21 protein-coding genes and 1 riboswitch are annotated in these 22,083 nt (G+C 68.4%); of the genes, 6 read left to right on the top strand and 15 right to left on the bottom strand.

Translation table 11 applies throughout. From position 1 onward, the window contains the following. Window positions 1-22: 22 nt before the first annotated feature. From LGN17_RS31165 to LGN17_RS31135, 7 genes are all read right to left on the bottom strand, one after another. The gene (locus LGN17_RS31165) at window positions 23-910 is read right to left on the bottom strand and encodes an HlyC/CorC family transporter (RefSeq protein WP_011353131.1); all 888 of its coding nucleotides are present in this window, start codon (window positions 908-910) and stop codon (window positions 23-25) included. Window positions 911-1,219: 309 nt separating this feature from the next. Continuing rightward, window positions 1,220-1,369 carry a hypothetical protein gene (locus LGN17_RS31160; RefSeq protein WP_175956365.1) on the bottom strand — a complete coding sequence of 50 codons (150 nt, stop codon included), beginning with the start codon at window positions 1,367-1,369 and terminating at the stop codon, window positions 1,220-1,222. 64 nt (window positions 1,370-1,433) lie between these two features. After that, window positions 1,434-2,066, bottom strand: coding sequence for a gamma-glutamylcyclotransferase (locus LGN17_RS31155; protein ID WP_226200844.1), 633 nt, complete (start codon window positions 2,064-2,066; stop codon window positions 1,434-1,436). A 12-nt stretch (window positions 2,067-2,078) separates the two neighbouring features. Next, on the bottom strand, window positions 2,079-2,855 hold the full coding sequence (gene ybeY / locus LGN17_RS31150) for an rRNA maturation RNase YbeY (RefSeq protein WP_226200843.1): 777 nt from the start codon (window positions 2,853-2,855) through the stop codon (window positions 2,079-2,081). A gap of 147 nt (window positions 2,856-3,002) precedes the next feature. Continuing rightward, a complete protein-coding gene (locus tag LGN17_RS31145; protein WP_226200842.1) occupies window positions 3,003-4,049 on the bottom strand; it encodes a PhoH family protein in 1,047 nt (348 codons plus the stop codon). A 29-nt stretch (window positions 4,050-4,078) separates the two neighbouring features. Then, window positions 4,079-5,452, bottom strand: coding sequence for a tRNA (N6-isopentenyl adenosine(37)-C2)-methylthiotransferase MiaB (gene miaB / locus LGN17_RS31140; protein WP_226200841.1), 1,374 nt, complete (start codon window positions 5,450-5,452; stop codon window positions 4,079-4,081). Between the two features lie 207 nt (window positions 5,453-5,659). Beyond that, complete coding sequence (locus tag LGN17_RS31135) at window positions 5,660-6,592, bottom strand: LysR family transcriptional regulator (RefSeq protein ID WP_226200840.1); 933 nt, start codon at window positions 6,590-6,592, stop codon at window positions 5,660-5,662. Between the two features lie 144 nt (window positions 6,593-6,736). Here LGN17_RS31135 and LGN17_RS31130 point away from each other — a divergent pair, with 144 nt between their 5' ends. The 3 genes from LGN17_RS31130 to ribB all read left to right on the top strand — a co-directional run bounded on the left by LGN17_RS31130 (window position 6,737) and on the right by ribB (window position 9,977). Further along, window positions 6,737-7,912: an MFS transporter gene (locus LGN17_RS31130; protein ID WP_226200839.1), complete on the top strand. Its 1,176-nt coding sequence runs from the start codon at window positions 6,737-6,739 to the stop codon at window positions 7,910-7,912. Window positions 7,913-8,108: 196 nt separating this feature from the next. Next, window positions 8,109-8,810: a helix-turn-helix domain-containing protein gene (locus tag LGN17_RS31125; RefSeq protein ID WP_011353124.1), complete on the top strand. Its 702-nt coding sequence runs from the start codon at window positions 8,109-8,111 to the stop codon at window positions 8,808-8,810. A gap of 189 nt (window positions 8,811-8,999) precedes the next feature. Continuing rightward, a riboswitch (FMN riboswitch) is annotated at window positions 9,000-9,148 on the top strand. Between the two features lie 118 nt (window positions 9,149-9,266). After that, complete coding sequence (gene ribB, locus LGN17_RS31120) at window positions 9,267-9,977, top strand: 3,4-dihydroxy-2-butanone-4-phosphate synthase (protein WP_175956379.1); 711 nt, start codon at window positions 9,267-9,269, stop codon at window positions 9,975-9,977. Between the two features lie 100 nt (window positions 9,978-10,077). Here ribB and LGN17_RS31115 read toward each other — a convergent pair whose 3' ends face one another. The 5 genes from LGN17_RS31115 to LGN17_RS31095 all read right to left on the bottom strand — a co-directional run bounded on the left by LGN17_RS31115 (window position 10,078) and on the right by LGN17_RS31095 (window position 15,118). Beyond that, a complete protein-coding gene (locus tag LGN17_RS31115) occupies window positions 10,078-10,764 on the bottom strand; it encodes an HAD family hydrolase (RefSeq protein ID WP_175970875.1) in 687 nt (228 codons plus the stop codon). 192 nt (window positions 10,765-10,956) lie between these two features. After that, window positions 10,957-11,943, bottom strand: a complete 987-nt coding sequence (iolG, locus tag LGN17_RS31110; RefSeq protein ID WP_226200838.1) for an inositol 2-dehydrogenase — start codon at window positions 11,941-11,943, stop codon at window positions 10,957-10,959. A gap of 71 nt (window positions 11,944-12,014) precedes the next feature. Then, on the bottom strand, window positions 12,015-12,842 hold the full coding sequence (locus LGN17_RS31105) for a TIM barrel protein (RefSeq protein ID WP_226200837.1): 828 nt from the start codon (window positions 12,840-12,842) through the stop codon (window positions 12,015-12,017). Next, window positions 12,839-13,897, bottom strand: coding sequence for a xylose isomerase (locus LGN17_RS31100; protein WP_226200836.1), 1,059 nt, complete (start codon window positions 13,895-13,897; stop codon window positions 12,839-12,841). The genes LGN17_RS31105 and LGN17_RS31100 overlap by 4 nt, the downstream gene beginning before the upstream one ends. Window positions 13,898-14,053: 156 nt before the next feature. Then, the gene (locus tag LGN17_RS31095) at window positions 14,054-15,118 is read right to left on the bottom strand and encodes a LacI family DNA-binding transcriptional regulator (RefSeq protein WP_226200835.1); all 1,065 of its coding nucleotides are present in this window, start codon (window positions 15,116-15,118) and stop codon (window positions 14,054-14,056) included. A 232-nt stretch (window positions 15,119-15,350) separates the two neighbouring features. Between LGN17_RS31095 and LGN17_RS31090 the strand changes: the two genes are divergently transcribed. Genes LGN17_RS31090 through LGN17_RS31080 form a run of 3 tightly spaced genes read left to right on the top strand, consistent with a single transcriptional unit; the run spans window position 15,351 to window position 17,973 of the window. Further along, window positions 15,351-16,373: a fatty acid desaturase family protein gene (locus LGN17_RS31090; RefSeq protein WP_226200877.1), complete on the top strand. Its 1,023-nt coding sequence runs from the start codon at window positions 15,351-15,353 to the stop codon at window positions 16,371-16,373. A 36-nt stretch (window positions 16,374-16,409) separates the two neighbouring features. Continuing rightward, entirely contained in the window at window positions 16,410-16,718 is a 309-nt protein-coding gene (locus tag LGN17_RS31085) for a non-heme iron oxygenase ferredoxin subunit (RefSeq protein WP_226200834.1), read from the top strand. 4 nt (window positions 16,719-16,722) lie between these two features. Beyond that, entirely contained in the window at window positions 16,723-17,973 is a 1,251-nt protein-coding gene (locus tag LGN17_RS31080) for an NAD(P)/FAD-dependent oxidoreductase (protein ID WP_226200833.1), read from the top strand. A gap of 80 nt (window positions 17,974-18,053) precedes the next feature. Here LGN17_RS31080 and LGN17_RS31075 read toward each other — a convergent pair whose 3' ends face one another. The 3 genes from LGN17_RS31075 to glpD all read right to left on the bottom strand — a co-directional run bounded on the left by LGN17_RS31075 (window position 18,054) and on the right by glpD (window position 21,984). Then, the gene (locus LGN17_RS31075) at window positions 18,054-18,770 is read right to left on the bottom strand and encodes an MIP/aquaporin family protein (RefSeq protein WP_059233266.1); all 717 of its coding nucleotides are present in this window, start codon (window positions 18,768-18,770) and stop codon (window positions 18,054-18,056) included. 81 nt (window positions 18,771-18,851) lie between these two features. Beyond that, window positions 18,852-20,354, bottom strand: coding sequence for a glycerol kinase GlpK (glpK, locus tag LGN17_RS31070; protein ID WP_175970877.1), 1,503 nt, complete (start codon window positions 20,352-20,354; stop codon window positions 18,852-18,854). 106 nt (window positions 20,355-20,460) lie between these two features. Continuing rightward, a complete protein-coding gene (gene glpD / locus LGN17_RS31065; RefSeq protein WP_226200832.1) occupies window positions 20,461-21,984 on the bottom strand; it encodes a glycerol-3-phosphate dehydrogenase in 1,524 nt (507 codons plus the stop codon). Between the last annotated feature and the right edge of the window lie 99 nt (window positions 21,985-22,083).

Genomic DNA, 22,083 nt, shown 5'->3' with positions numbered 1-22,083 from the left:
ATGCGCGGCTGGCGCGCGACGGTCAGTCTTCGTGCGAGGCTTCGGCGCGACGGCTGGCGAGCGGGTTGCGGCGCACCAGCAGCACGTGGACCTGGCGCGCATCGCCGCGCTGGATCTCGAACACGAGGTTGCCGAGCTGCAGCTTTTCGCCGCGATGCGGGACGCGGCCGAAATGATGCGTGATCAGCCCGCCGATCGTGTCGACTTCGTCGTCGGGGAAATCGGTGCCGAACGTCTCGTTGAACTGTTCGATCTCGGTGAGCGCACGCACGCGGTAGCGGCCATCGGGCCCCGAGATGATGTTGCCGGCTTCCTCGTCGAAGTCGTATTCGTCCTCGATGTCGCCGACGATCTGTTCGAGCACGTCCTCGATCGTGATCAGGCCCGCGACCCCGCCGTATTCGTCGACGACGATCGCGAGGTGATTGCGGTTCACGCGGAAGTCGTGCAACAGCACGTTCAGGCGCTTCGATTCGGGAATGAACACGGCCGGGCGCAGCATCCCGCGCACGTCGAATTCCTCTTCGGCATAGAAACGCAGCAGATCCTTCGCGAGCAGCACGCCGATGACGTTGTCGCGGTTCTCCTCGTACACGGGATAGCGCGAGTGCGCCTTCTCGAGGACGAACGGGATGAAATCTTCAGGCTTGTCGGCGATGTTGATCGCGTCCATCTGTGCGCGCGGCACCATGATGTCGCGTGCGCACAGGTCGGATACCTGGAAAACGCCTTCGATCATCGACAGCGAATCGGCGTCGATCAGGTTGCGCTCGTGGGCGTCCTGGAGGATTTCCAGCAGCTCGCCGCGGGATTCGGGCTCGGGCGAGATGAAGTCGGTCAGGCGTTCGAGCAGCGAACGCTTTTCTTGCGGTTTGTCGGTTGGCTTACGACTGGGATACGAATCGTTCATGGTGGTGCGCCCGGGTCATGCCGGAGCGCGCTGTCACGGAGTAGGCAAGGATACACCAAGGGCACGACGCGGCCGTGTCACACCGGCCGCACGGCCAGGGTGGGCAGCTCGCGCGGGCCCCGCTCGCGGACGGCCGCGCCGGGCGACGTCGTCCTTGCGTCCATCCTATCCCAGAAAAGGGCGGCGGCGCAGCAGTGGCCAAAAAACGGGTGGGGGAAGCGCGGGGACGCGCGGCGCGGGAAGACGGTCGGCCGATGGCGCGGCGTGACGGCGGCATTCTGCCGCATGCGGGCGCCGTCGGGCCGCGGATCAGAACCGCAGGCCGGTCGAGCAGCCGCCGCCGGCCGCGCCGTTGGTCGCGGCGCCGCCGCAACCGATGATTCCGCAACCGGACAGCACGACGCTCGCGGCGACGAGTAGCGCGGCGACCTTGCAGCGCGACCAGCGGGACGGTTTCATCGGTCATCTCCTCATTCGAACGGGCGAGTGGCGCGGCGCGCGGCAAGCCGGGCACCGCGTTGCGTCATCGGCATCGCGCGAGCAGCCCTTCCAGCGCGCGGTCGGGAATGCCGCTCGCGCGCAGCGCGTCGACGGTGCGGCTCACGTAGTCGAGCGTCGTGCCGTAGCGGCCGGCCGCGCAGCCGAACACTTCCTTCACGACGGCGTCGGGCAGCTTGCCCGTATAGGTCGGCGCGTCGCGGCGCATCACGAACGCGAGCGCGTTCACGCGTTCGCCGTTCTCGAGCGAGCACGGCAGCCACGCGGGCCGGTACGAACCCATCGGCATCTCGCGCTTCCACAGCGTCTCGAGGTGCGGCTGCGCGGTCGGGCCGGCAAGCCGGAACGCGATGCCCGAGCACGAGCCGCCGCGATCGAGCGCGAGCACGAGGCCCGGGCGTTCGGGCGTGCCGCGGTTCACGCGCGACCACAGATAGAGCCCGCGATGGTAGCCATGTACCTTGCCGCGCACGGCGGCGACGGTCGGCAACCCGGGGTTCCAGATCAGCGAGCCATAGCCGAACAGCCAGAGATCCTGCCGGCCGTCCCAGTCGCGCATCGTGTGCGCGAGCGACGCCGCGAGCTCGTCTTCCGTCAGCAGGCGCCCATCGCCGATCGACGGCGGATAGGCGGGCGGGAGCGTCGCGGCGTTGCGCATCGTGCAGATGGCTTACTGGTACGGGTTCGGGAAGCCCAGCTTCGCGAGGATGTCGACTTCGAGCGCTTCCATTTCGGCCGCGTCCTCGTCGCTCGTCTCGTGGTCGTAGCCCTGCGCGTGCAGCGCGCCGTGCACCAGCAGGTGCGCGTAGTGGGCCGTGAGCGGCTTGCCCTGGTCGTGCGCTTCCTTCTCGATGACCGGGCAGCACAGCACGAGGTCGCCGATCACGGTGCCGTCGGGCGCCGCGTCGTACGCGAAGGTCAGCACGTTGGTCGGGTAGTCCTTGTGGCGGTAGCCGGCGTTCAGCGTGCGGCCTTCCTCTTCGCCGACGAAGCGCACGGTGAGCTGCGCGCTGGCGAACAGCGCCGGCGCGATCCATTCGGCGATCAGCTTGCGTTTGGGCAACGTCTTGCGCACGTCGCTCGTGATTTCGTCACCGTATTGCACGGAGAGATCGAGCTCCGGCTCGCGCAGCGCGTCTTCGGTGTCGTCTTCGCGCGGTGCGGGCTCGGCGCCCACGTGCAGCGTCACGCTGTCGTAATGCTCGGGCTGCAGCGCGAGCTTCGCGCGCATGGCCGGATCATTGTGCTGCGCGACGATCGCGACGGCCGCTTCCCCCGAACTGCCCGACAGGTCGAACATCAGGCTGCGGCCATCCGGGAAGTCGATTCGCAACCCTTGCGCGTTGACGGTCCGGGCCTTGCCCTTCGCGTCGAACAGTGAAAGGCGGGGGGAGGCGGGCGCGGCGGACTGGGCGCGCCCGGACTTGCGAGAACGGGAGGATTTCATGACGCGTGCGGCGATTAGGACGCGTTGAGGATACACCAAACGGCCGATCGCACCCGAATTCACGCAGGCGAAAAAATGCCCGGCGCGCCGTCTGGCGGGCCGGGCCGGGCTGTCTGGCCGGGGCGGCGTGCAGGTGCCGCTGGCCGCTCAGCCGTCCTGGTGCTGCGCGTGGAATTCGTCGTACGCCTCGACGATGCGCGCGACGAGCGGATGGCGCACGACGTCCGCGCTCGTGAAGCGCGTGAGCGCGATGCCGCGCACGCCGCCGAGCACCTGCTGCGCCTCGACGAGGCCGCTCTTGTGGCCGCGCGGCAGGTCGACCTGGCTCGTGTCGCCGGTCACCACCGCCTTCGAGCCGAAGCCGATCCGCGTGAGGAACATCTTCATCTGCTCGGGCGTCGTGTTCTGCGCCTCGTCGAGGATGATGAACGCGTGGTTCAGCGTGCGGCCGCGCATGTACGCGAGCGGCGCGATCTCGATCATCTGGCGCTCGAACATCTTCGCCGTCTTGTCGAAGCCGAGCAGGTCGTACAGCGCGTCGTACAGCGGACGCAGGTACGGGTCGACCTTCTGCGCGAGATCGCCCGGCAGGAAGCCGAGCCGCTCGCCGGCCTCGACGGCCGGGCGCGTCAGCACGATCCGCTTGACCTGGTCGCGCTCGAGCGCGTCGACCGCGCATGCGACCGCGAGGTAGGTCTTGCCGGTGCCGGCCGGCCCGATGCCGAACGTCACGTCGTGCGACAGGATCTGCTTCAGGTACTCGCGCTGCGCCGGCGTGCGGCCGCGCAGGTCGGCGCGCCGCGTGTAGAGCTTCGGCGCGGGCTCTTCGTCCGGCTCGCTGGCGTCGAGCTGCACGACCGGGTCGTCGAACGGATGGTCGGGGTCGCCGCGAAAGCGCACGTCGAGCGTGTCCTGGCGGCCGTTGCCGGACGTGTGGCGCACTTCGACCAGCGCGAGCTGGATGTCGTCGACCGACAGCGCATCGCGCGCGCGGTTGTAGAAATTCTCGAGCGCGGTGAGCGCGAGCTTGGCGCCGCGCCCGCGGATCGTGATCCGGTGGCCGCGTCGCGACAGCGTGACGTCGAGCGCCTGTTCGATCTGCCGCAGGTTCTCGTCGAGCGGGCCGCAGAGATTGGCGAGGCGCGCGTTGTCGTCGCGCGGCGCGACGAATTCCAGTGCTTGGGTCGGCTTCAAAGTGGCGTCGGGTTCCTGTTGAGCGTCAGTCAGTGGGTGGCCGCGCTCGCGTCGTCGCTTACGAGCACGAGCTCGCCGCGCAGCGAATGCGGGTACGCGTGGTTGATCTTCACGTCGATCATCTGGCCGATCAGGCGCGGGTGCGACGCGAGCGGCGCCGGGAAATTCACGACCCGGTTGTTCTCGGTGCGGCCTGCGAGTTCGTTCGGGTCCTTGCGCGACGGGCCCTCGACGAGGATCCGCTCGACCTTCCCGACCATCGACTGGCTGATGCGCGCGACGTTTTCCTCGATGGTCGCCTGCAGATGTTGCAGGCGTTTGAGCTTCACCTCGCGCGGCGTGTCGTCGTGCAGGTTCGCGGCCGGCGTGCCGGGGCGCGGGCTGTAGATGAACGAGAAGCTGGTGTCGTAGCGCATCTCGTGCACGAGCGCCATCATCTTGTCGAAATCTTCCTCGGTCTCGCCGGGGAAGCCGACGATCATGTCGGTCGACAGCGACAGGTCGGGGCGGATCGCGCGCAGCTTGCGGATCACCGACTTGTATTCGAGCACCGTGTAGCCGCGCTTCATCGCCATCAGGATGCGGTCGGAACCGTGCTGGACGGGCAGGTGCAGGTGGCTCACGAGCTTCGGCACCTTCGCGTAGGCGTCGATCAGGCGCTGCGTGAATTCCTTCGGGTGCGACGTCGTGTAGCGGATCCGCTCGATGCCGGGGATGTCGGCGACGTATTCGATCAGCGTCGCGAAATCGGCGATCTCGGACGCGCCGGCCGTCAGCGCGCCGCGATAGGCATTGACGTTCTGGCCGAGCAGCGTGACTTCGCGCACGCCCTGGTCAGCGAGGCCGGCCACTTCGGTCAGCACGTCGTCGAGCGGGCGCGACACTTCATCGCCGCGCGTGTACGGCACCACGCAGTAGCTGCAGTACTTCGAGCAGCCTTCCATGATCGACACGAATGCGCTCGGCCCCTCGACGCGCGCGGGCGGCAGGTGGTCGAACTTCTCGATTTCGGGGAACGTGATGTCGACCTGCGCACGGCCGCTCGCGCGGCGCGCGTCGATCATCTGCGGCAGGCGGTGCAGGGTTTGCGGGCCGAACACGAGGTCGACGTACGGCGCGCGCGACACGATCGATGCGCCTTCCTGGCTCGCGACGCAGCCGCCGACGCCGATCAGCAGGCCGGGCTTCGCTTCCTTCAGCTCGCGCACGCGGCCGAGATCGGAGAACACCTTCTCCTGCGCCTTTTCACGCACCGAGCACGTGTTGAACAGGATGATGTCCGCGTCTTCCGGCGTATCGGTCTTTTCGAGGCCTTCGGCCGCATTCAGCACGTCCACCATCTTGTCCGAGTCGTACTCGTTCATCTGGCAGCCGAAGGTCTTTACGTAAACTTTCTTGGTCATGGGGGTTCGCCGTTCGCAGTGGTTGACCTGGGGGCGTCGTCAAGAGTGAATCGGGACGGCCGCACGCAGATGGCGCGCAGCCACCCTGAAAAGCCGTCGGGAAAGCCTTCCATTATAGCTTTTCATGCCGCCCGGGACGCGCGGCGGGTTGTGGCCGCGCGACGCCGCCTGCCCGGTTCCGACCCTTGAACGGCGGCGCGCTGGCCGTCAGTGGCACGTGTTCAGCAGGTCGTCGTGCGCGGCTTCCTCGCGCGCGAAGCGCTCGGCGAGAAAGTCGAGCAGCACGCGCACGCGCGGCGCCATGTAGCGCTTGCCGGGATAGATCGCGTGCAGCGGCGCGCTCTGGTGCCGCCAGTCGGGCAGCAGGACCTTGAGCCGCCCGGCGCGGATGTCGTCGGCGACATCCCAGATCGAGTTCAGCACGATGCCGCGGCTGCGCAGCGCCCACTCGCGGGCGAGGCCGCCGTCGTTGGTCTCGAACGCGGTGGCGAGCGGTACCGTGCAGGTCTGCGTGTCGTCGCCGCGCGTGAAACGCCACGTGTTCATCGGCCCGGACGCCACCGTGATCACGTTGCACGGAAAGCGGGCCAGATCGTGTGGATCGCGCGGCACGCCGTGGCGTTCGATGAAAGACGGCGCCGCGCACGGCACGCGCCGGTCCGCGGCGAGCCGGCGGGCGATCAGCGCGCCGTCGGGCGGCGCCGCGAAGCGGATTGCAAGATCGATCTCGTCCTGCCACAGGTTGACCGTCGAGTCGGACGCCGTCAGCGAGAACGTCACGTCCGGGTAGCGCGCGGTGAATTCGTCGAGCCAGTCGAGCAGCCGCCGGCGGCCGAAATCGGACGTCGCCGACAGCCGCACCCGGCCGCCGACGACGTTGCGGCCGGCTTGCAGCAGCGCATTCGCGTCGTCGAGCGCCTGCAACGCCTGCCGGCAGCCGGTCAGGTACAGGCGGCCCTCGTCGGTGAGCCGCAACTGCCGGGTCGAACGGTCGAACAGCCGGGTGGCGACCGCCGCCTCGAGCTTCGCGAGGCGCGCGCTCGCGGCGGCCGGCGTGAGGTTCAGCTTGCGCCCGGCGGCGGACAGGCTGCCCAGTTCGGCGGCCTCGACGAACAGCCGGATATCGCCCAGTCGATCCATGGGATTTTTCAGAAATATTTGAAAATGGTTCAAACGCCACGCCAATTATCAAATATAGGCATCTTCGGGACAATGCGCAGATCCTGCCTTTTGTGCGGTGCGGCACCAACCGGGCGCCGCGTCCGCCGCCTTCCGGAGAACCTCATGCCCATTCCATTGCTGGCGCTTGCGATCAGCGCCTTCGCCATCGGTACCACCGAGTTCGTCATCATGGGCCTGCTGCCCGAGGTCGCGCACGACCTGGCCGTGTCGCTGCCGTCGGCCGGCCTGCTGGTCACGGGCTATGCGCTCGGCGTCGCGGCCGGCGCGCCGCTGCTCGCGGTGCTGACGAGCCGCATGCCGCGCAAGGCCGCGCTGCAGTTGCTGATGGCGATCTTCATCGTCGGCAACGTGCTGTGCGCGACCGCATCCGGCTACGCGATGCTGATGGTCGCGCGGGTCGTCACGTCGTTCGCGCACGGGTCGTTCTTCGGGATCGGCGCGGTGGTCGCCGCGTCGCTGGTGCGGGCCGACAAGCGCGCGAGCGCGATCGCGCTGATGTTCACGGGGCTCACGCTGGCGAACGTGCTCGGCGTGCCGTTCGGCACGTTCGTCGGCCAGTTGCTCGGCTGGCGCGCGTCGTTCTGGATCGTCGCCGCGCTCGGCGTGCTGGCGCTCGGCGGCGTCGCCGCGCTCGTGCCGAACCGCCACGACAGCGGGCCGGTCGGCCTCGGCCACGAAGTGCGCGTGCTGAAGGAGCCGCAGGTGTGGCTCGCGCTGCTGATGACCGTGCTCGGCTTCGGCGGCGTGTTCGTCGTGTTCACGTACATCGCGCCGATTCTCCAGTCCGTGTCGGGCTATTCGCCGCGCGCGGTTGCACTGATCCTCGTGCTGTTCGGCGTGGGCCTGACGATCGGCAACACCCTTGGCGGCAAGCTCGCCGACCGCGCGCTGATGCCGTCGTTGATCGCGATCCTCGTCGCGTTGATGGCCGTGATGGTCGTGTTCGCCAAGACGAGCCACCATCCGGTCGCGGCGGCCGCCACCGTGTTCGTATGGGGGATCGCCGCGTTCGCGACGGTGCCGCCGCTGCAGGCGCACGTGGTCGAGAAGGCCGCGAGCGCGCCGCATCTCGCATCGACGCTGAACATCGGCGCGTTCAACGTCGGCAATGCACTCGGCGCGTGGCTCGGCGGCCTCGCGCTCGATCACGGCTTCGCGCTCGATGCGCTGCCGTGGGTCGCCGTCGCGGTGACGTTCGCGGCGCTCGTCGTGACGTGGTTCGCGATGCGGCTCGACGCGCGCGGGCCGGCACGCGGCGCGGCGCCGGCGGCGCAATGAGCGACGCGATAGCGGCGGGAAAAGGTTCGCGAGGAACGCATTCCTCCGCGATGCTGATAACGGTGTGAAGATAACTTCGTTTGCCGGCGCAAGGCCGGGTGATAGCGTCTCGATACGCGCCGTTGCTGGCGCACCCCGATTCCGATCCCGGCTTACCCCATACGCAGGGCTGCACAAGCGGCCCGGAGGCAATGCTATGTCTTCATCCCTGGCGCTCGTGCGCGACGTGTCTTCCTTCGAGTCCGGCAATGCCGCCGATGCGCGGGCGTCCGCGTCGCTCGACGTTCTCGAGCAGGTCGTCGGCGTGAACCTCGCACGGTTGCGCGCCGAGCGGCAGTTGTCGCTCGATGCGCTCGCGCGGCTGTCCGGCGTGTCGCGCGCGATGCTCGCGCAGATCGAGTCGGCGCGCAGCGTGCCGTCGATCAAGGTGCTGTGCAAGATCGCCGCGGCGCTGAAGGTGTCGGTCGCCGCATTCCTGCGCCGCCATGCGGTGAACGGCTTCGAGCACCTGGCGGCCGAGCGCGCGTCGCGTGTCGTCAGTTCGAATGGCCGCTTCTCGGCGCGCGCGCTGTATCCGGAAGGCGAGCCGGCCGCGGCCGAGTTCCACGAGCTGCGGATCGCGCCGCTGCATACGGAGCCCGGCGCCCGCCGCGCGCCCGGCACGACGGTCAACCTCGTGGTCAGCGAGGGCACGCTCGAAGTCAGCGTGCATGAGCGTCGCCAGTTGCTCGCGACCGGTGACGCGATCGTGTTCGATGCCGACCAGCCGTACAGCCTGCGCAACCCGGGCGACAGCGAGGCGCGTGCGTTTCGCGTGACGGTGAGCCCCGAGGTGCCGCCGCGCTGGCTCGTGCCCGATGCGGCGCATGCCGCACATGCAGCGCACGCGGCCGGCTGATCGCGCAGGCAGCACGAAAGCGGGCCGCGTTCCCGTCGTTCGGGCGAGATCGCGGGGCGTTTGTCGGCTGTTTGGACGATGCCGTTAGACGGGGTCGTCAGTAAGGTTTTAGGTGGTGTTCGCTGCGCCGCGCGCGCAGCTGTTGTATGCTTGGCCCGCCGTTGATGGGGTTGGCCCATCCGGCAATCAGTGCGTCTTCAGGGCGGGGCGAAATTCCCCACCGGCGGTAGGCTGGCGTAAGCCGGCGAGCCCGCGAGCGCCCGCGCATTCGCGCGGGGTCAGCAGATCTGGTCGAATGCCAGAGCCGACGGTCATAGTCCGGATGAGAGAAGATGTGCAGATAGTCATGTCCGCCAGGGCCGCTTCGCCATGTGTGCGAAGCGGGTTGTCGTTCTGTCTGTTTGCAATGCCCTGAAACGTTTTTCGCCCAAATCGTATTAGCGAGGAGCGTTTCACATGTCCTTGATGTCCATTTCGTCGGCACCCGCCGACGCCTTTGCCGATCTCCCGTTGCTGGATTCCGAACCGGTGCCTCCGCGTATCGCCGCCGCGCTCGATGCGATGCGCGCAGGCCGTGCGGTCGTGTTGCAGGACGACCACGACCGCGAGAACGAAGCCGACCTGATCGTTGCCGCCGAGCGCATCACGCCCGAGACGATGGCGCTGCTGATCCGCGAATGCAGCGGCATCGTGTGCCTGTGCCTGACCGACGACACGGTGCGTGCGCTCGAGCTGCCGCCGATGGTGCAGACCAACGAGAGCCGCAACGGCACCGCGTTCACCGTCTCGATCGAGGCACGCGAAGGCGTGCATACGGGCGTATCGGCGGCCGATCGCGTCACGACGATCCGCGCGGCGATCGCGGAAGGGGCGAAGCCGCACGACATCGTGCGCCCCGGCCACGTGTTTCCGTTGCGTGCGCAACCGGGCGGCGTGCTGGCGCGCCGCGGTCACACCGAAGGCACGGTCGACCTGTCGATCCTCGCGGGCCTGAAGCCGGCCGGCGTGCTGTGCGAGCTGATGAATCCGGACGGCACGATGACGCGTGGCGACGATGTCGAGCGTTTCGCGCAACGGCACGGGCTGCCGATGCTGACGATCGCGGAGCTCGTCGAGTTCCGCGAGGCGCTGGCCGCCGCGCGCGAGCGCTGCTGCGAACCGGCTTGAGGGAAGGGAAGGCGGGCGCGTTCGCGCGCCCGCAGCACGGCGTGCGTGAACCGGCGCACGCCGGACTGGCCCGATCAGCCTGATCGGGCCGGCGCGACCATCAGGACTGCACGTCCCCGAATTCGCCGCGTATGCCGGCTTCGACGAACGCCGGCAGTTCGTCCATCTTGCGCATGATCCGCGTGATGCCCATCGCGCGCAGCGCGTCCGCGTAGTTGTCGGGGATGTGGCTCGCGCCGACGAATGCGATCGTCTTCATGCCCGCCGCGCGCGCGGCATTCAACCCCGACACGCTGTCCTCGACGACGATGCAGCGCTCCGGCGCGACGCCGAGCGTATGCGCCGCATGCAGGTAGACGTCGGGGTAGGGCTTCGGCCGCGCCACCTGCTCGGAGCTGAACACGCGATCGCCGAAGATCTCGGTGAGCGATGCGCGCTTCAGCGAGCTGCGCACGCGCACGAGCCGGCTGTTCGACACGACGGCCGCCGGCAGGCTCACCTTCAGCAGCGCGTCGCGCACGCCCGAGATCGGCGCGAGCGACTGGGCCAGCGCGCTCTCGATGTTGTGCTCGATGGTCTCGATGAAGTCGGCGGGCATCTCGATCCCGAAGCGGGATTCGATTCCCGCCAGAAAGCGCGACGTCTGCTGGCCGAACGCCGACTTGGCGGCGGCTTCGAAATCGAGATTCGGGAACGTGGCGGACAGCGTGTCGAGCAGTACGCGGTCGGCGATGACTTCGCTGTCGACGAGCACGCCGTCGCAGTCGCAGATGAGGTGATCGAGCATGGTGGTGAAAAAGCGGGATGTCGGCGACGCAGATCAATGCGCCATCATACGTGCTTTCACGCACATGCCGCGCGCCGCTTCGGCAAATTTTCCCGACGCGGCCGCACGCTCGCCGCGCTTCGTCCAGGCGGGCTGCCGATCGTCCGGCGGCGGCCCGCTTGCGCGGTTCGCCGCCACTTGCGACCGGTGATGTTACAGCGCGATTACGCGCCCCGTTTTCCACGAGGTCATCGCGGCCTCGGCCAGTTCGAGCGCGGCGAGCCCGTCGTCGATCGTCGTCCTGACCGGCGTGCCGTCGCGCAACGCGTCGACGAAGTGTGCGATCTCTGCCGCGTACGCATGCCGGTAGCGTTCGAGGAAGAACGGCTCCGGCACGTCCGTCGCAATGCCTCCCGCGAGCCACGCGCTCACCTCGGTCGGCCGCACGTTGCCGGCCTGCAGCATCCCGTTGCTGCTGAGCAGCTCGAAACGCTGGTCGTAGCCGTACGCGGCGCGCCGCGACGTGTTGATCTGGCACAGCAGCCCGCGCCGCGTGCGGATCGTCACGGCAGTCGAATCGATGTCGCCTGCGTCGTGCACGGCCGGATCGGTCAGGCAACTGCCGGTCGCGTGCAGCGTCTGCGCTTCGTCGCCGAGGATCCATCGGAACACGTCGAAGTCGTGGATCAGCATGTCCTTGAAGATGCCGCCCGAGCTGCGGATGTAGTCGACGGGCGGCGCGCCCGGGTCGCGGCTCGTGACGACCAGCATTTCCGGCGCGCCGATCTCGCCGCGCTCGACGCGCGCCTTCAGCGCGGCGAACGTCGGGTCGAAGCGGCGCTGGAAGCCGATCATGCAGGTCACGCCGCTGCGCCGGACGACGTCCGCGCAGGCACGCGAGCGCTCGACGCTCAGGTCGACCGGCTTCTCGCAGAACACGGCCTTGCCTGCGTTCGCGGCCGCGACGATCAGGTCCGCGTGCGTGTCGGTGCTCGATGCGATCACGACCGCCCGGACGGCCGGATCGCCGAGCGCGCGCTCGACGTCGGCCACTTGCGCGCCATGCGCGCGGGCCAGCGCGTCGGCCGACGGCGCATGCCGGTCGACGACGTACTTCAGCTTCGCGCCCGGATGGCGCGCGAGATTCGCCGCGTGGATCTTGCCGATTCGTCCCGCGCCGAACAACGCGAATTCGATCATACCGTTCTCCTGTTGATGATGTGATTTTGCGCCGGCACGCGGTTCGAGTCGGCCGCGTACGTTGGCGGCGGTCATTGATCCGACAGTTCGCCGCGCACGTAGTCGATGCTGGCACGCAACCGCTCCTCGATGTCGTCGGCTTCGGCGATTTCGTTTGCGAACGGCTCGAACGAGCATGCGCCGCCGTAGCCGCGCGCGAGCAGTTCGCGCAGTTGCCGGAGATTGCCGAGCCGGTCGGCGCGGCCGACCAGCACGCGATGGCCGTCGCGCATCCGGTCGGCCGGCAGGTCGTCTTCCTCGACGCCCGAGATGTGCACGAGGCCCGTCAGGTTCGGGAAGAAGATGTCCTCGCCCGACAGGTGATGGTGGAACGTGTCGTGCACGAGCCGGAATACCTGCTCGCCCGCCGCGTCGTAGATGCCTTTCACCGCATCCGACTTGCGACGCAGCGCACATTCCTCGAAACCGAGCGGCTCGATGAAGCCGAGCAGGCCGCGCGCGTCGAGGATCGGCTTGAGCGCCTTCAGTGCCTTCACGAGATCCGCGTGGCGCACGTCTGCGCTGCGCGTGTCGCCTCGACTGTTGGTCGGGCACAGCACCAGCGCATGCGCGCCGCATTGCGCCGCGTAGTCGGCCAGCACGGTCGCCTCGTTCGCACGCTCGGCGTTCCATTGCTCGAAGCGCTGCAGCGCGTTGATCGTCAGGATCTTTACGCCGCCGGCTTCGGCGGTCGCGCGAACGGTGGCGGGTGGCGTGCCGTCGGCGATTTCGACGCCGTCGAGATCGTTGCGGATTTCGATCGCGGCGACGCCGAGGCGCTGGCACAGCGCGACGTAACGGTCGAACGGCAAGCGCGGTGCGCTCATCCGGTTCAGCGAAAAATGGAAGGCTTGCGTCATCGTTCTGTCCTTGGGTCTCGAGTGGGGGCTGGGTTCGAATCAGGTGCCGGTGCGCGCGATGTCGGCGGCCCGGCGAGTGCATGCCACGTGTCGCGCAGCCAGTGCGCGCACGCGACGTTGTTGTCGAAGATCGAATAGCGTGCGCCGCCGCCGTAGTCGGGAAACGGGATGAACTCGCAGCTGATCTGTTCGACCTGCGCCGGCCGTACATGGGCCTGCGCGTGCAGCAACTGCCGAAGCGCGGCCTTCCACGTATCGAGCGCTGCCGCGCGCCATGCACCGTGATAGGCGCCCGGCGCGGGGGCGACGAACGGATACTGGATGCCGCGCCCGGGCCTGCCGTCGGCGCGGCGCATCCACGGATTGTGCGGATTGTTCGGCGTCACGCTGCGCGCATGCGCATGCCGGACCCAGCCGCGTGCGATCCAGTCAGCGTAGAGGGCGTCCGGCGACGCAGGGTCGAGCAACCGGCGGCCGCCGTCGGCCGCGTCGCGCATGCCCGATGCGGCGAGTTCGGCGCGGTTGCCGATCTTGAACAGCAGGTGAGAATGATCGAGCGTGATCCGGAACGGCACGCCGGCCTGTTCGACATGCCGCGCGACGCGTGCGACACGCGTGAAATCCTCGCTCCACATGTCGACGTGCACTTCGAGACTCGGCAGGCAGCCGGCCGGCTCGCCGCGCTCGTATGTGCGAAGGTAGAAATCGGCGACCTCGCGGTCGGACAGCGGATGGCCGTCCGCGTGATGCGCGTACAACTGACAGTTGAGCACCGTGCTGCCGAAATGCGCGCCCGCGTCGACGATCTCGGCCACGTGTGCTTCGTCACGTCCCGCGCACCAGATGCCGCCGATCACGCGAACCGGCAGCGCATGGCGTTCGACCAGCGCGAAATAGGGCGACAGGTCTTCGCCGCGCGCCGGGTTCTTTTCGACGTAGTCGAATACACCGGCGCCGGCGACCATCCGGAAGCGTTCGGCGGGCGCGGCCGGCGGCAGGCCGTCGTGTTCGAGCACGCCGTCGAGGTTCACGCCGATGAGGATCGGTTCGGCCATCGTCTCCTGTCCGCCGTTGTCATGGGATTGGCTGCCCAATGTACGGATGCGCGACGCGGGCTGCATGACAAACGTTGACGAAAAATCGCCAATGCGGCGGTCGATTTTTTCGCAACATGCATGCGGTGCGACAGACGGTGGGCCGGGCGTCGGAATTCAGGCCGGCAGGTAGGCGCTCGTCCTCACGTTTGCCGGACAGAACACGCGGAATTCGACCGGATCGGCCGGCGGCGGCTGTTCGACGATCCCGCACGCATGCAGCACGTGTTGCAGTGCGGAAATCACCTGGCCGTCCGGATCCTGGTCGATCGCGAGATCCATTGCGCCGGCCTCGATGAAGGTGCGGTGCAGGTCGATCATCTCGTGGCCGATCCACACGACGCGGCCGGTCGCGCCGGCCTTGCGCAGCGCCGCTTCGATGCCGGCCGAGCCGGCGCCGCTGTTGTAGATCGCGACCACGTCGTCGTGCGCCTGCAGCGCCTTCGTCACGGCGCGGTAGCAGCGGTCGTCCTGGTCGAGCGTCTCGACCGGCTCGTCGTCGCAGCGGACGGCGGCGAACGCTTCGGCGAGCTGGTCGCGGCAGCCGGCCATCCGGTCCGCGTGCGCGCGGTAGCCCATGCGCCCGCCGAGCAGCAGCACGCGGCCGTGGCGGGCCGCCAGGCGGCCGATGTAGTAGCCGGCCGTGCGCCCGGCCCGGTAGTTGTCGATGCCAGCGAAGTGCACGCGGTCGATGCCGCCGATGTCGGTGACCATCGTGACGACGGTTTCGCCGCGCGCGATTGCGCCGGCCAGCGCGTCGCGCACGCGGGCGGTGTCGCGCGCCGTGACGATCAGCGCCGCGCGCCGGTAGGCGGGCCGCTCGATCAGCGTGGCGGCGCGCTCGTCGTCGGCGGCGGGCAGGATCGTCCGGTGCACGACCACGCGCCGGTCGAGCATCTGCAGCGAGCGCTGCAGCGCCAGCTGCAGCCGGCGGAAGAACGCCGCGTCGGTGTCCGGCAGCAGCACGTCGACGTGGATCAGCCCGTGCCGCGTGTCGGGCAGCTGGCGCGGCACGCCGAGCTGCCGCGCGGCCGCCACCACGCGTTCGCGGGCCTGTGCCGAGACGCTGCCGCGCTCGTTCAGCACGCGGTCGACGGTGGTCGTGCTGACGCCGGCGAGCGTCGCGATCTCGTCGAAGCGCGCGGTGCGCTTGCGCCAGCGCGGCCCGGATTCGCCTGCCATGGTTGTCTCCATCGTGGTGTCGCCATCGAGACGTGGCGATGCGAGGAACGCTAAAGCGATGGCGAAATTTCGTCAACGTTTCGATTGAGCGGGGGAGGCCGCGGGCCTAATTTTGATGCCATGCCGAAGCGCTTGCCGCGCTTCCCACGGACAGGGAATCCAGGAGACGCACGTGGTTCATATCGACGATCAGGCGCACGACCGCGCGGCGGCGCGGCGCGAGGCATACCGGATGATCGGCGGCGCCGGCGCGCGCGCACAGGCGGCCGGGCTCGTCAACGCCGAGTGGTACCGATGCCCGGTGCCGCGGCCGCTGATGAAGCAGCTGATGCAGCGCGGCGATGCGCGCGCGATCCGCGACACGCTGCTCTGGTACGCGGCGATCGCGATCAGCGGCGTGCTCGCGTGGCTGGCATGGCGCGCGCATTCCGCATGGGCGATCCCCGCGTTCTTCGTGTACGGCACGCTCTACTGCAGCCCGGCCGACTCGCGCTGGCACGAATGCGGGCACGGCACCGCGTTCCGCACGCGCTGGATGAACGACGTGCTGTACCAGGTCGCGTCGTTCCAGGTGTTCCGACGCGCGACGGCGTGGCGCTGGAGCCATGCACGCCATCACACCGATACGCTGGTCGTCGGGCGCGATCCGGAAATCGCCGCGCCGAAGCCGACCGACTGGCTCTCGCTCGCGCTGAATATCGTCGCGCTGAAGCATGTGGCCGGCGAGCTGCGCAAGATGCTCGCGATTGCCTTTACCGGCCGGCTCGACGACGAGGAGCGCACCTACGTGCCCGAATCGGAGCGGCCGAAGGTGGTGCGCGAGGCTCGCATCCATCTCGCGGTCTATGCAATGGTGGTCGGTGCTTCGCTGTACTGGCACACGATCCTGCCGCTGCTCTACATCGGGCTGCCGAGCCTCTACGGCGCGTGGCTGTACCTGTATTTCGGCCTCACGCAGCACGCGGGCATGCCCGAGAACGTGCTCGATCACCGGCGCAACTGCCGGACCGTGATGATGAATCCGGTGTTCCGCTTCCTGTACTGGAACATGAACTACCACGTCGAGCACCACATGTTCCCGATGGTGCCGTTCCACGCGCTGCCGAAGCTGCACGACGCGGTGAAGGCCGACATGCCGCCGCCGTACCGCAGCACGCTGGCCGCGTATGCGGAGATCGTGCCGGCGCTGGTCAGGCAGACGCGTGACCCGTCCCATTACGTCGTGCGGCCCGTGCCGGATGCCGCGCGCGCCTGACCGACATCGAACCTGCCAACCGAGGAGACACCCAACATGACGCAATGGATCGACACCGGCGCACTCGACGAGATCGACGATGAAGACGTCGCGCGCTTCGACCATGCCGGCCACACGTACGCGATCTACCGCATCGCCGGCGAAGTCTATGCGAGCGACGGCCTGTGCACGCACGAGCACGTGCATCTCGCGGACGGGCTCGTGATCGACCACGTGATCGAATGCCCGAAGCACAACGGGCGCTTCGACGTCCGCGACGGTCGGCCGCTGTCCGCTCCCGCGTGCGAGAAGCTGCGCACGTACCGCGCGAAGATCGAAGCCGGCCGCATCCTGATCGAGGTGTGACGCGATGACGAACGACCGGGTGATGGCGATCGTCGGCGCGGGCCACGCGGGCGGCCGCGCGGCGCAGGTGCTGCGTGAATCCGGCTGGCGCGGGCGGATCGTGCTGATCGGCGCGGAGGCGCACCTGCCGTACGAGCGGCCGCCGTTGTCGAAGGGGGTGCTGACCGGCGAGCGCAGCGCGGCGCAGTGCCGGTTGCGCGATCCGGACGCATGGGCGGCCGATCGCATCGAGCCGGTCGTCGCGACGGTCGAGCGAATCGATCCGTGCGCGCGTGAGGTGCGCGTGTCGGGCGCTTGCGTGTTCGGCTACGACGCGCTGCTGCTCGCGACCGGCGGCCGCGCGCGTCGCCTCGCGATTCCGGGCGCGGCGCTCGACGGCGTGTTCGCGTTGCGCACGCTCGACGACGCGGCGGCACTCGGCACGCGGCTCGTGCCCGATGCGCGGGTCGTGCTGATCGGCGGCGGCTTCATCGGCCTCGAGGTCGCGGCGTCGGCGCGACTGCGCGGCTGCCGCGTGACGGTGCTCGATGCGGCGCCGCGCCTGCTCGGGCGCGCGGTGCCGGAGTCGATCGCGGCGCGCGTGCACGCGCTCCACGAACGGCAGGGCGTGGCCATTCGCGTGAGCCGGAAGCCGGTTGCGATCGAGCGGACGGCGAGCGGGGCGCTGGCCGTCATGCTCGACGACGGCGACACGCTGATCGCCGACACGCTCGTCGCCGGCATCGGTATCGAGCCGGCCGACGAACTGGCGCGCGACGCGGGCCTCGCAGTCGAGCGGGGCATCGTCGTGAACGAGCGGCTCGAGACTTCGGCGCGCGGCATCTACGCGGCCGGCGACGTCGCGGTGTTTCCGAGTGCGTGGTCGGGGCGGCTGGTCCGGCAGGAGACGTGGCACGGCGCCGAGACCCAGGCGCGCGTCGCCGCGCGCAACATGCTCGGCGCCGCCGAGCCGTATCGCGAGACGCCGTGGTTCTGGTCGGATCAATACGACGCGCAATTGCAGGTGGTCGGGGAGCCGGCACTCGGCGAGCGGTCGGTCGCGCGCGTGCTCGGCGACGACGCGGAAATCCATTTCCATTTCGACGCCGGTGCGCGGCTTGTCGCTGCGAGCGGTTTCGGCCGCGCGTCGGAGTTCGTCAAGGACATGCGCGTGGCGAGAGCGCTGGTCGAGCGCGGGATCGACGTGAGCCCGGCGGCCGTTGCGGATAGGGGGGTGAAGCTGAAGTCGCTGATATCGGCCGAGGGCGGCCGGTAGCGGAAACGAAGCGGCGAAGCGCGAGAGAAGGGGAGGGAAACGCGCGGCGACGAATGCCGCGCGTTTCGGTCAAGCCACGATCAGATCGTCGTGTGCAGGTGCAGGTACAGGCCGGCCGCCGCGGCGCCGCCGAGCAGCGGGCCGACGACGGGCACCCATGCATAGCGCCAGTCGCTGTCGCGCTTGCCGGGGATCGGCAGCAGCGCGTGCATGATGCGCGGCGACAGGTCGCGTGCGGGGCTCATCGCATAGCCGGTCGGGCCGCCGAGCGAGATGCCGATGCCGAGCACGAGCAGGCCGACGGGCAGTGCGTCGAGCGCGCCGAGGCCGACCTGCGGCGACGCGAGGTACAGCACGCCGAGGATCAGCACGAACGTGCAGATCGCTTCGGTCAGCACGTTGTGCGTGACGCTGCGGATCGCAGGCGCCGTGCAGAACACCGCGAGCTTCAGGTCCGCATCGGCTTCCTTCGCGAAGTGCTGGCGATACGCGAGCCACACGAGCAAGGCGCCCGCCATCCCGCCGAGCATTTGCGCGAGGATGTAGCCGCCGACTTTCGACCACGCGAACTTGCCCGCGAGCGCGAGACTGATGGTGACGATCGGGTTCAGGTGCGCGCCGCTGAACGACGCGGTCACGTAGACGGCGACGAATACGGCCATCGCCCAGCCCATCACGATCACGATCAGGTCCGCGCCTTTGCCCTTGGTCTTTGCAAGCAGCACGTTTGCGACCGCGCCGTTGCCGAGCAGCACGAGGATCGCTGTGCCGATGAACTCTGCAATATAAGGTGACATGGTTGTCTCTCGTATGTCATCGCGGACTCGCGCGTTGCGCGGTCCGCCGGTGTTGTTGTATTTCGTCTGGAAGTCTCGGGGTTACTGGGCGTCGTCGGCCCATGCCTTCGCGGCGCGCACCGCTCGCTGCCAGCCCGACATGCAGCGTTCGACCTGCTCCTTCGGCATCGACGGCGAGAAGCGGCGATCGAGCTGCCACTGGTCGCGCACTTCGTCGAGGTTCTTCCAGTAGCCGATCGCGAGGCCCGCGAGGTAGGCCGCGCCGAGCGCGGTCGTCTCGGTGATCTGCGGGCGCACCGCGTCGACGCCGAGCAGGTCCGCCTGGAACTGCATCAGCAGGTCGTTCGCGCTCGCGCCGCCGTCGACACGCAGCTCGCCGATGCTGATGCCCGAATCGGCTTCCATCGCGGCCAGCACGTCGAGCGACTGGTACGCGATCGAATCGAGCGCCGCGCGCGCGAGGTGTGCGGAGGTCGTGCCGCGCGTGACGCCGAACACCGAGCCGCGCGCCCGCGGGTTCCAGTGCGGTGCGCCGAGGCCGGCGAAGGCGGGCACCAGGTAGACGCCGTCGGTGTGCGGCACGCTCGCGGCGAGCGCCTCGATTTCAGCGGCCGACTTGATGATGCCGACGCCGTCGCGCAGCCACTGCACCACCGCGCCCGCGATGAAGATGCTGCCTTCCAGCGCATACTGCACGTTGTCGCCGATCTGCCAGGCGATCGTCGTCACGAGGTTGTTCTTCGATTCGATCGGCTTGTCGCCGGTGTTCATCATCAGGAAGCAGCCGGTGCCGTAGGTGTTCTTCACCATGCCGGACTGCGTGCACATCTGGCCGAACAGCGCCGCCTGCTGGTCGCCCGCGATGCCCGCGAGCGGGATCTTCGACGCGAACACGGTGGTCTTGGTGTGGCCGTAGATTTCCGACGATGCCTTCACTTCCGGCAGCATGCTGCGCGGGATGTCGAGCAGCTCGAGCAGTTCGTTGTCCCACTCGCGCGTGTGGATGTTGAACAGCATCGTCCGCGATGCGTTCGTCACGTCGGTCACGTGCAGTTCGTGCTTCGTGAAGTTCCACACGAGCCAGCTGTCGACGGTGCCGAACGCGAGCTTGCCCTGCCGGGCCTTCTCGCGTGCGCCCGGCACGTTGTCGAGAATCCAGCGGATCTTGGTCCCTGAGAAGTACGAATCGATCGGCAGGCCGGTCTTCGCGCGCACCTTCGCCTCGAGGCCCTGTGCTTTCAGCGAATCGCAGAAGTCGGCCGTGCGGCGATCCTGCCAGACGATCGCGTTGTAGACGGGCTGGCCCGTCTCGCGGTCCCAGACGATCGTCGTTTCACGCTGGTTGGTGATGCCGATCGCCGCGATCGACGTGCCGTTCAGGCCCGTGCGCGTGACCGCTTCGGCGGCGACGCCGGCTTGCGTCGACCAGATTTCCTGAGGGTCGTGCTCGACCCAGCCGGGTTGCGGGTAGATCTGCTCGAATTCCTTCTGGGCGATCGAAACGATATTGCCCTGGCGATCGAACAGCATCGCGCGGGAACTCGTGGTGCCCTGGTCAAGCGCGAGGATGTACTGATCCTGCATGTCTCTCATCTCCATCCGTGGATTTGGCTTAGTTGTGATGCGCGCCGCATGTGGGGCGGCGCGTCGGTGAGTCAACGTCGGTACGGCAACTGCAACTGCATTCCGATCAGGCCTGCGGCGCGTGCGCGGCGGCGAACCACGCGTCGACCGCGGCGGTCACCGCGTCGAGCGTGCCGGGCGCCACGTGCAGGCCGAGCTTCGAGCGGCGCCACAGCACGTCCTGCGCGCGGGTCGCCCATTCGGCGTCGCGCAGGTAGCGCAGTTCGGCGTCGTAGATGCCCGGTGCGATTTCGGTGCCGAGATCGGCAAGCGACTTCGCGCCGTCGATCACGCGCTCCGCGCGCGTGCCGTATGCACGCGCATAGCGACGGGCGAGCGGGGCGGGCAGCCACGCGTGGCGTTTGGCGAACGTATCGGCGAATGCGTCGAACTTCGCGTTCGCGATGTCGCCGCCCGGCAGCGGGACGCCGGCCGTCCAGGTCTTCGCGTCGCGGCCGAGTGCGCGGCACAGCATGTCGCCGGCTTCTTCCGCGAGCTTGCGGAACGTCGTGATCTTGCCGCCGAACACCGACAGCAGCGGGGCGCCCGCGCCGTCGTCCAGCTCGAGGCGGTAGTCGCGCGTGACGGCCGATGCGTTCGCGGCGTTCTCGTCTTCCAGCAGCGGGCGCACGCCCGAGTAGGTCCAGTGCACGTCGGCCGGCGAGATCTTGCGCTTGAAGTAGCGGTTGATCGAGTCGCACAGGTACTGCGTCTCGTCGCGATCGATCGCGACCTTCGCGGGATCGCTCGTGTATTCGACGTCGGTCGTGCCGATCAGCGTGAAATCGTGCTCGTACGGAATCGCGAAGATGATCCGCTTGTCCGGGTTCTGGAAGATGTATGCGTGGTCGTGATCGAACAGCCGGCGCGTGATGATGTGGCTGCCCTTCACGAGCCGCACGCTGTGGTGCGCGCCGCGGCCGAGCGCGCCTTTCAGCACTTCGCCGACCCACGGGCCGGCCGCGTTCGCGATCGCGCGCGCATGCACGACGCGGATCGAGCCGTCGGCGTGCTGCAGTCGCGCTTCCCATTCGTCGCCGCGACGTTCGGCACTGACGAGCTTCGTGCGCGTCAGGATCTCGGCGCCACGCTCCTTCGCATCCATCGCGTTCAGCACGACGAGGCGCGCGTCGTCGACCCAGCCGTCCGAATAGACGAAGCCTCGCTTGATCGAATCGATCAGCGGCGCGCCGGCCGCATGGCGGCGCATGTCGATGCCGCGCGAGCCGGGCAGCAGTTCGCGTTTCGCGAGGTGATCGTAAAGGAACAGGCCGATGCGGATCAGCCAGGCCGGACGCAGGTTCGGCATGTGCGGCATCACGAAGCGCAGCGGCCACATGATGTGCGGCGCCGCGCGCAGCAGCGTCTCGCGCTCCTGCAGCGCCTTGCGCACGAGCCCGAACTCGTTGTACTCGAGGTAGCGCAGGCCGCCGTGAATCAGCTTCGTGCTGGACGACGACGTGTGCGACGCGAGATCGTCCTGCTCGCAGAGCATGACCGACAGGCCGCGGCCGGCCGCATCGCGCGCGATGCCCGCGCCGTTGATGCCGCCGCCGACGACGAGCAGATCGTAGCGATTCGGTTGGGTCACCTGCTGTCCTTATCGTCTGATGGAAATGGTTGAACAGAAAATGTTCGAATTCGAAATTTAACGAACGAATTCGAAAAAGTAAAGTTCGAAAAAGCGGGG

Origin of the sequence: Burkholderia sp. AU30280 (assembly GCF_020420125.1) — a bacterium.
GTDB lineage: Bacteria > Pseudomonadota > Gammaproteobacteria > Burkholderiales > Burkholderiaceae > Burkholderia.
The sequence above is the reverse complement of the archived record's forward strand: the minus strand, read 5'-3'. Positions and strand labels throughout refer to the sequence as shown.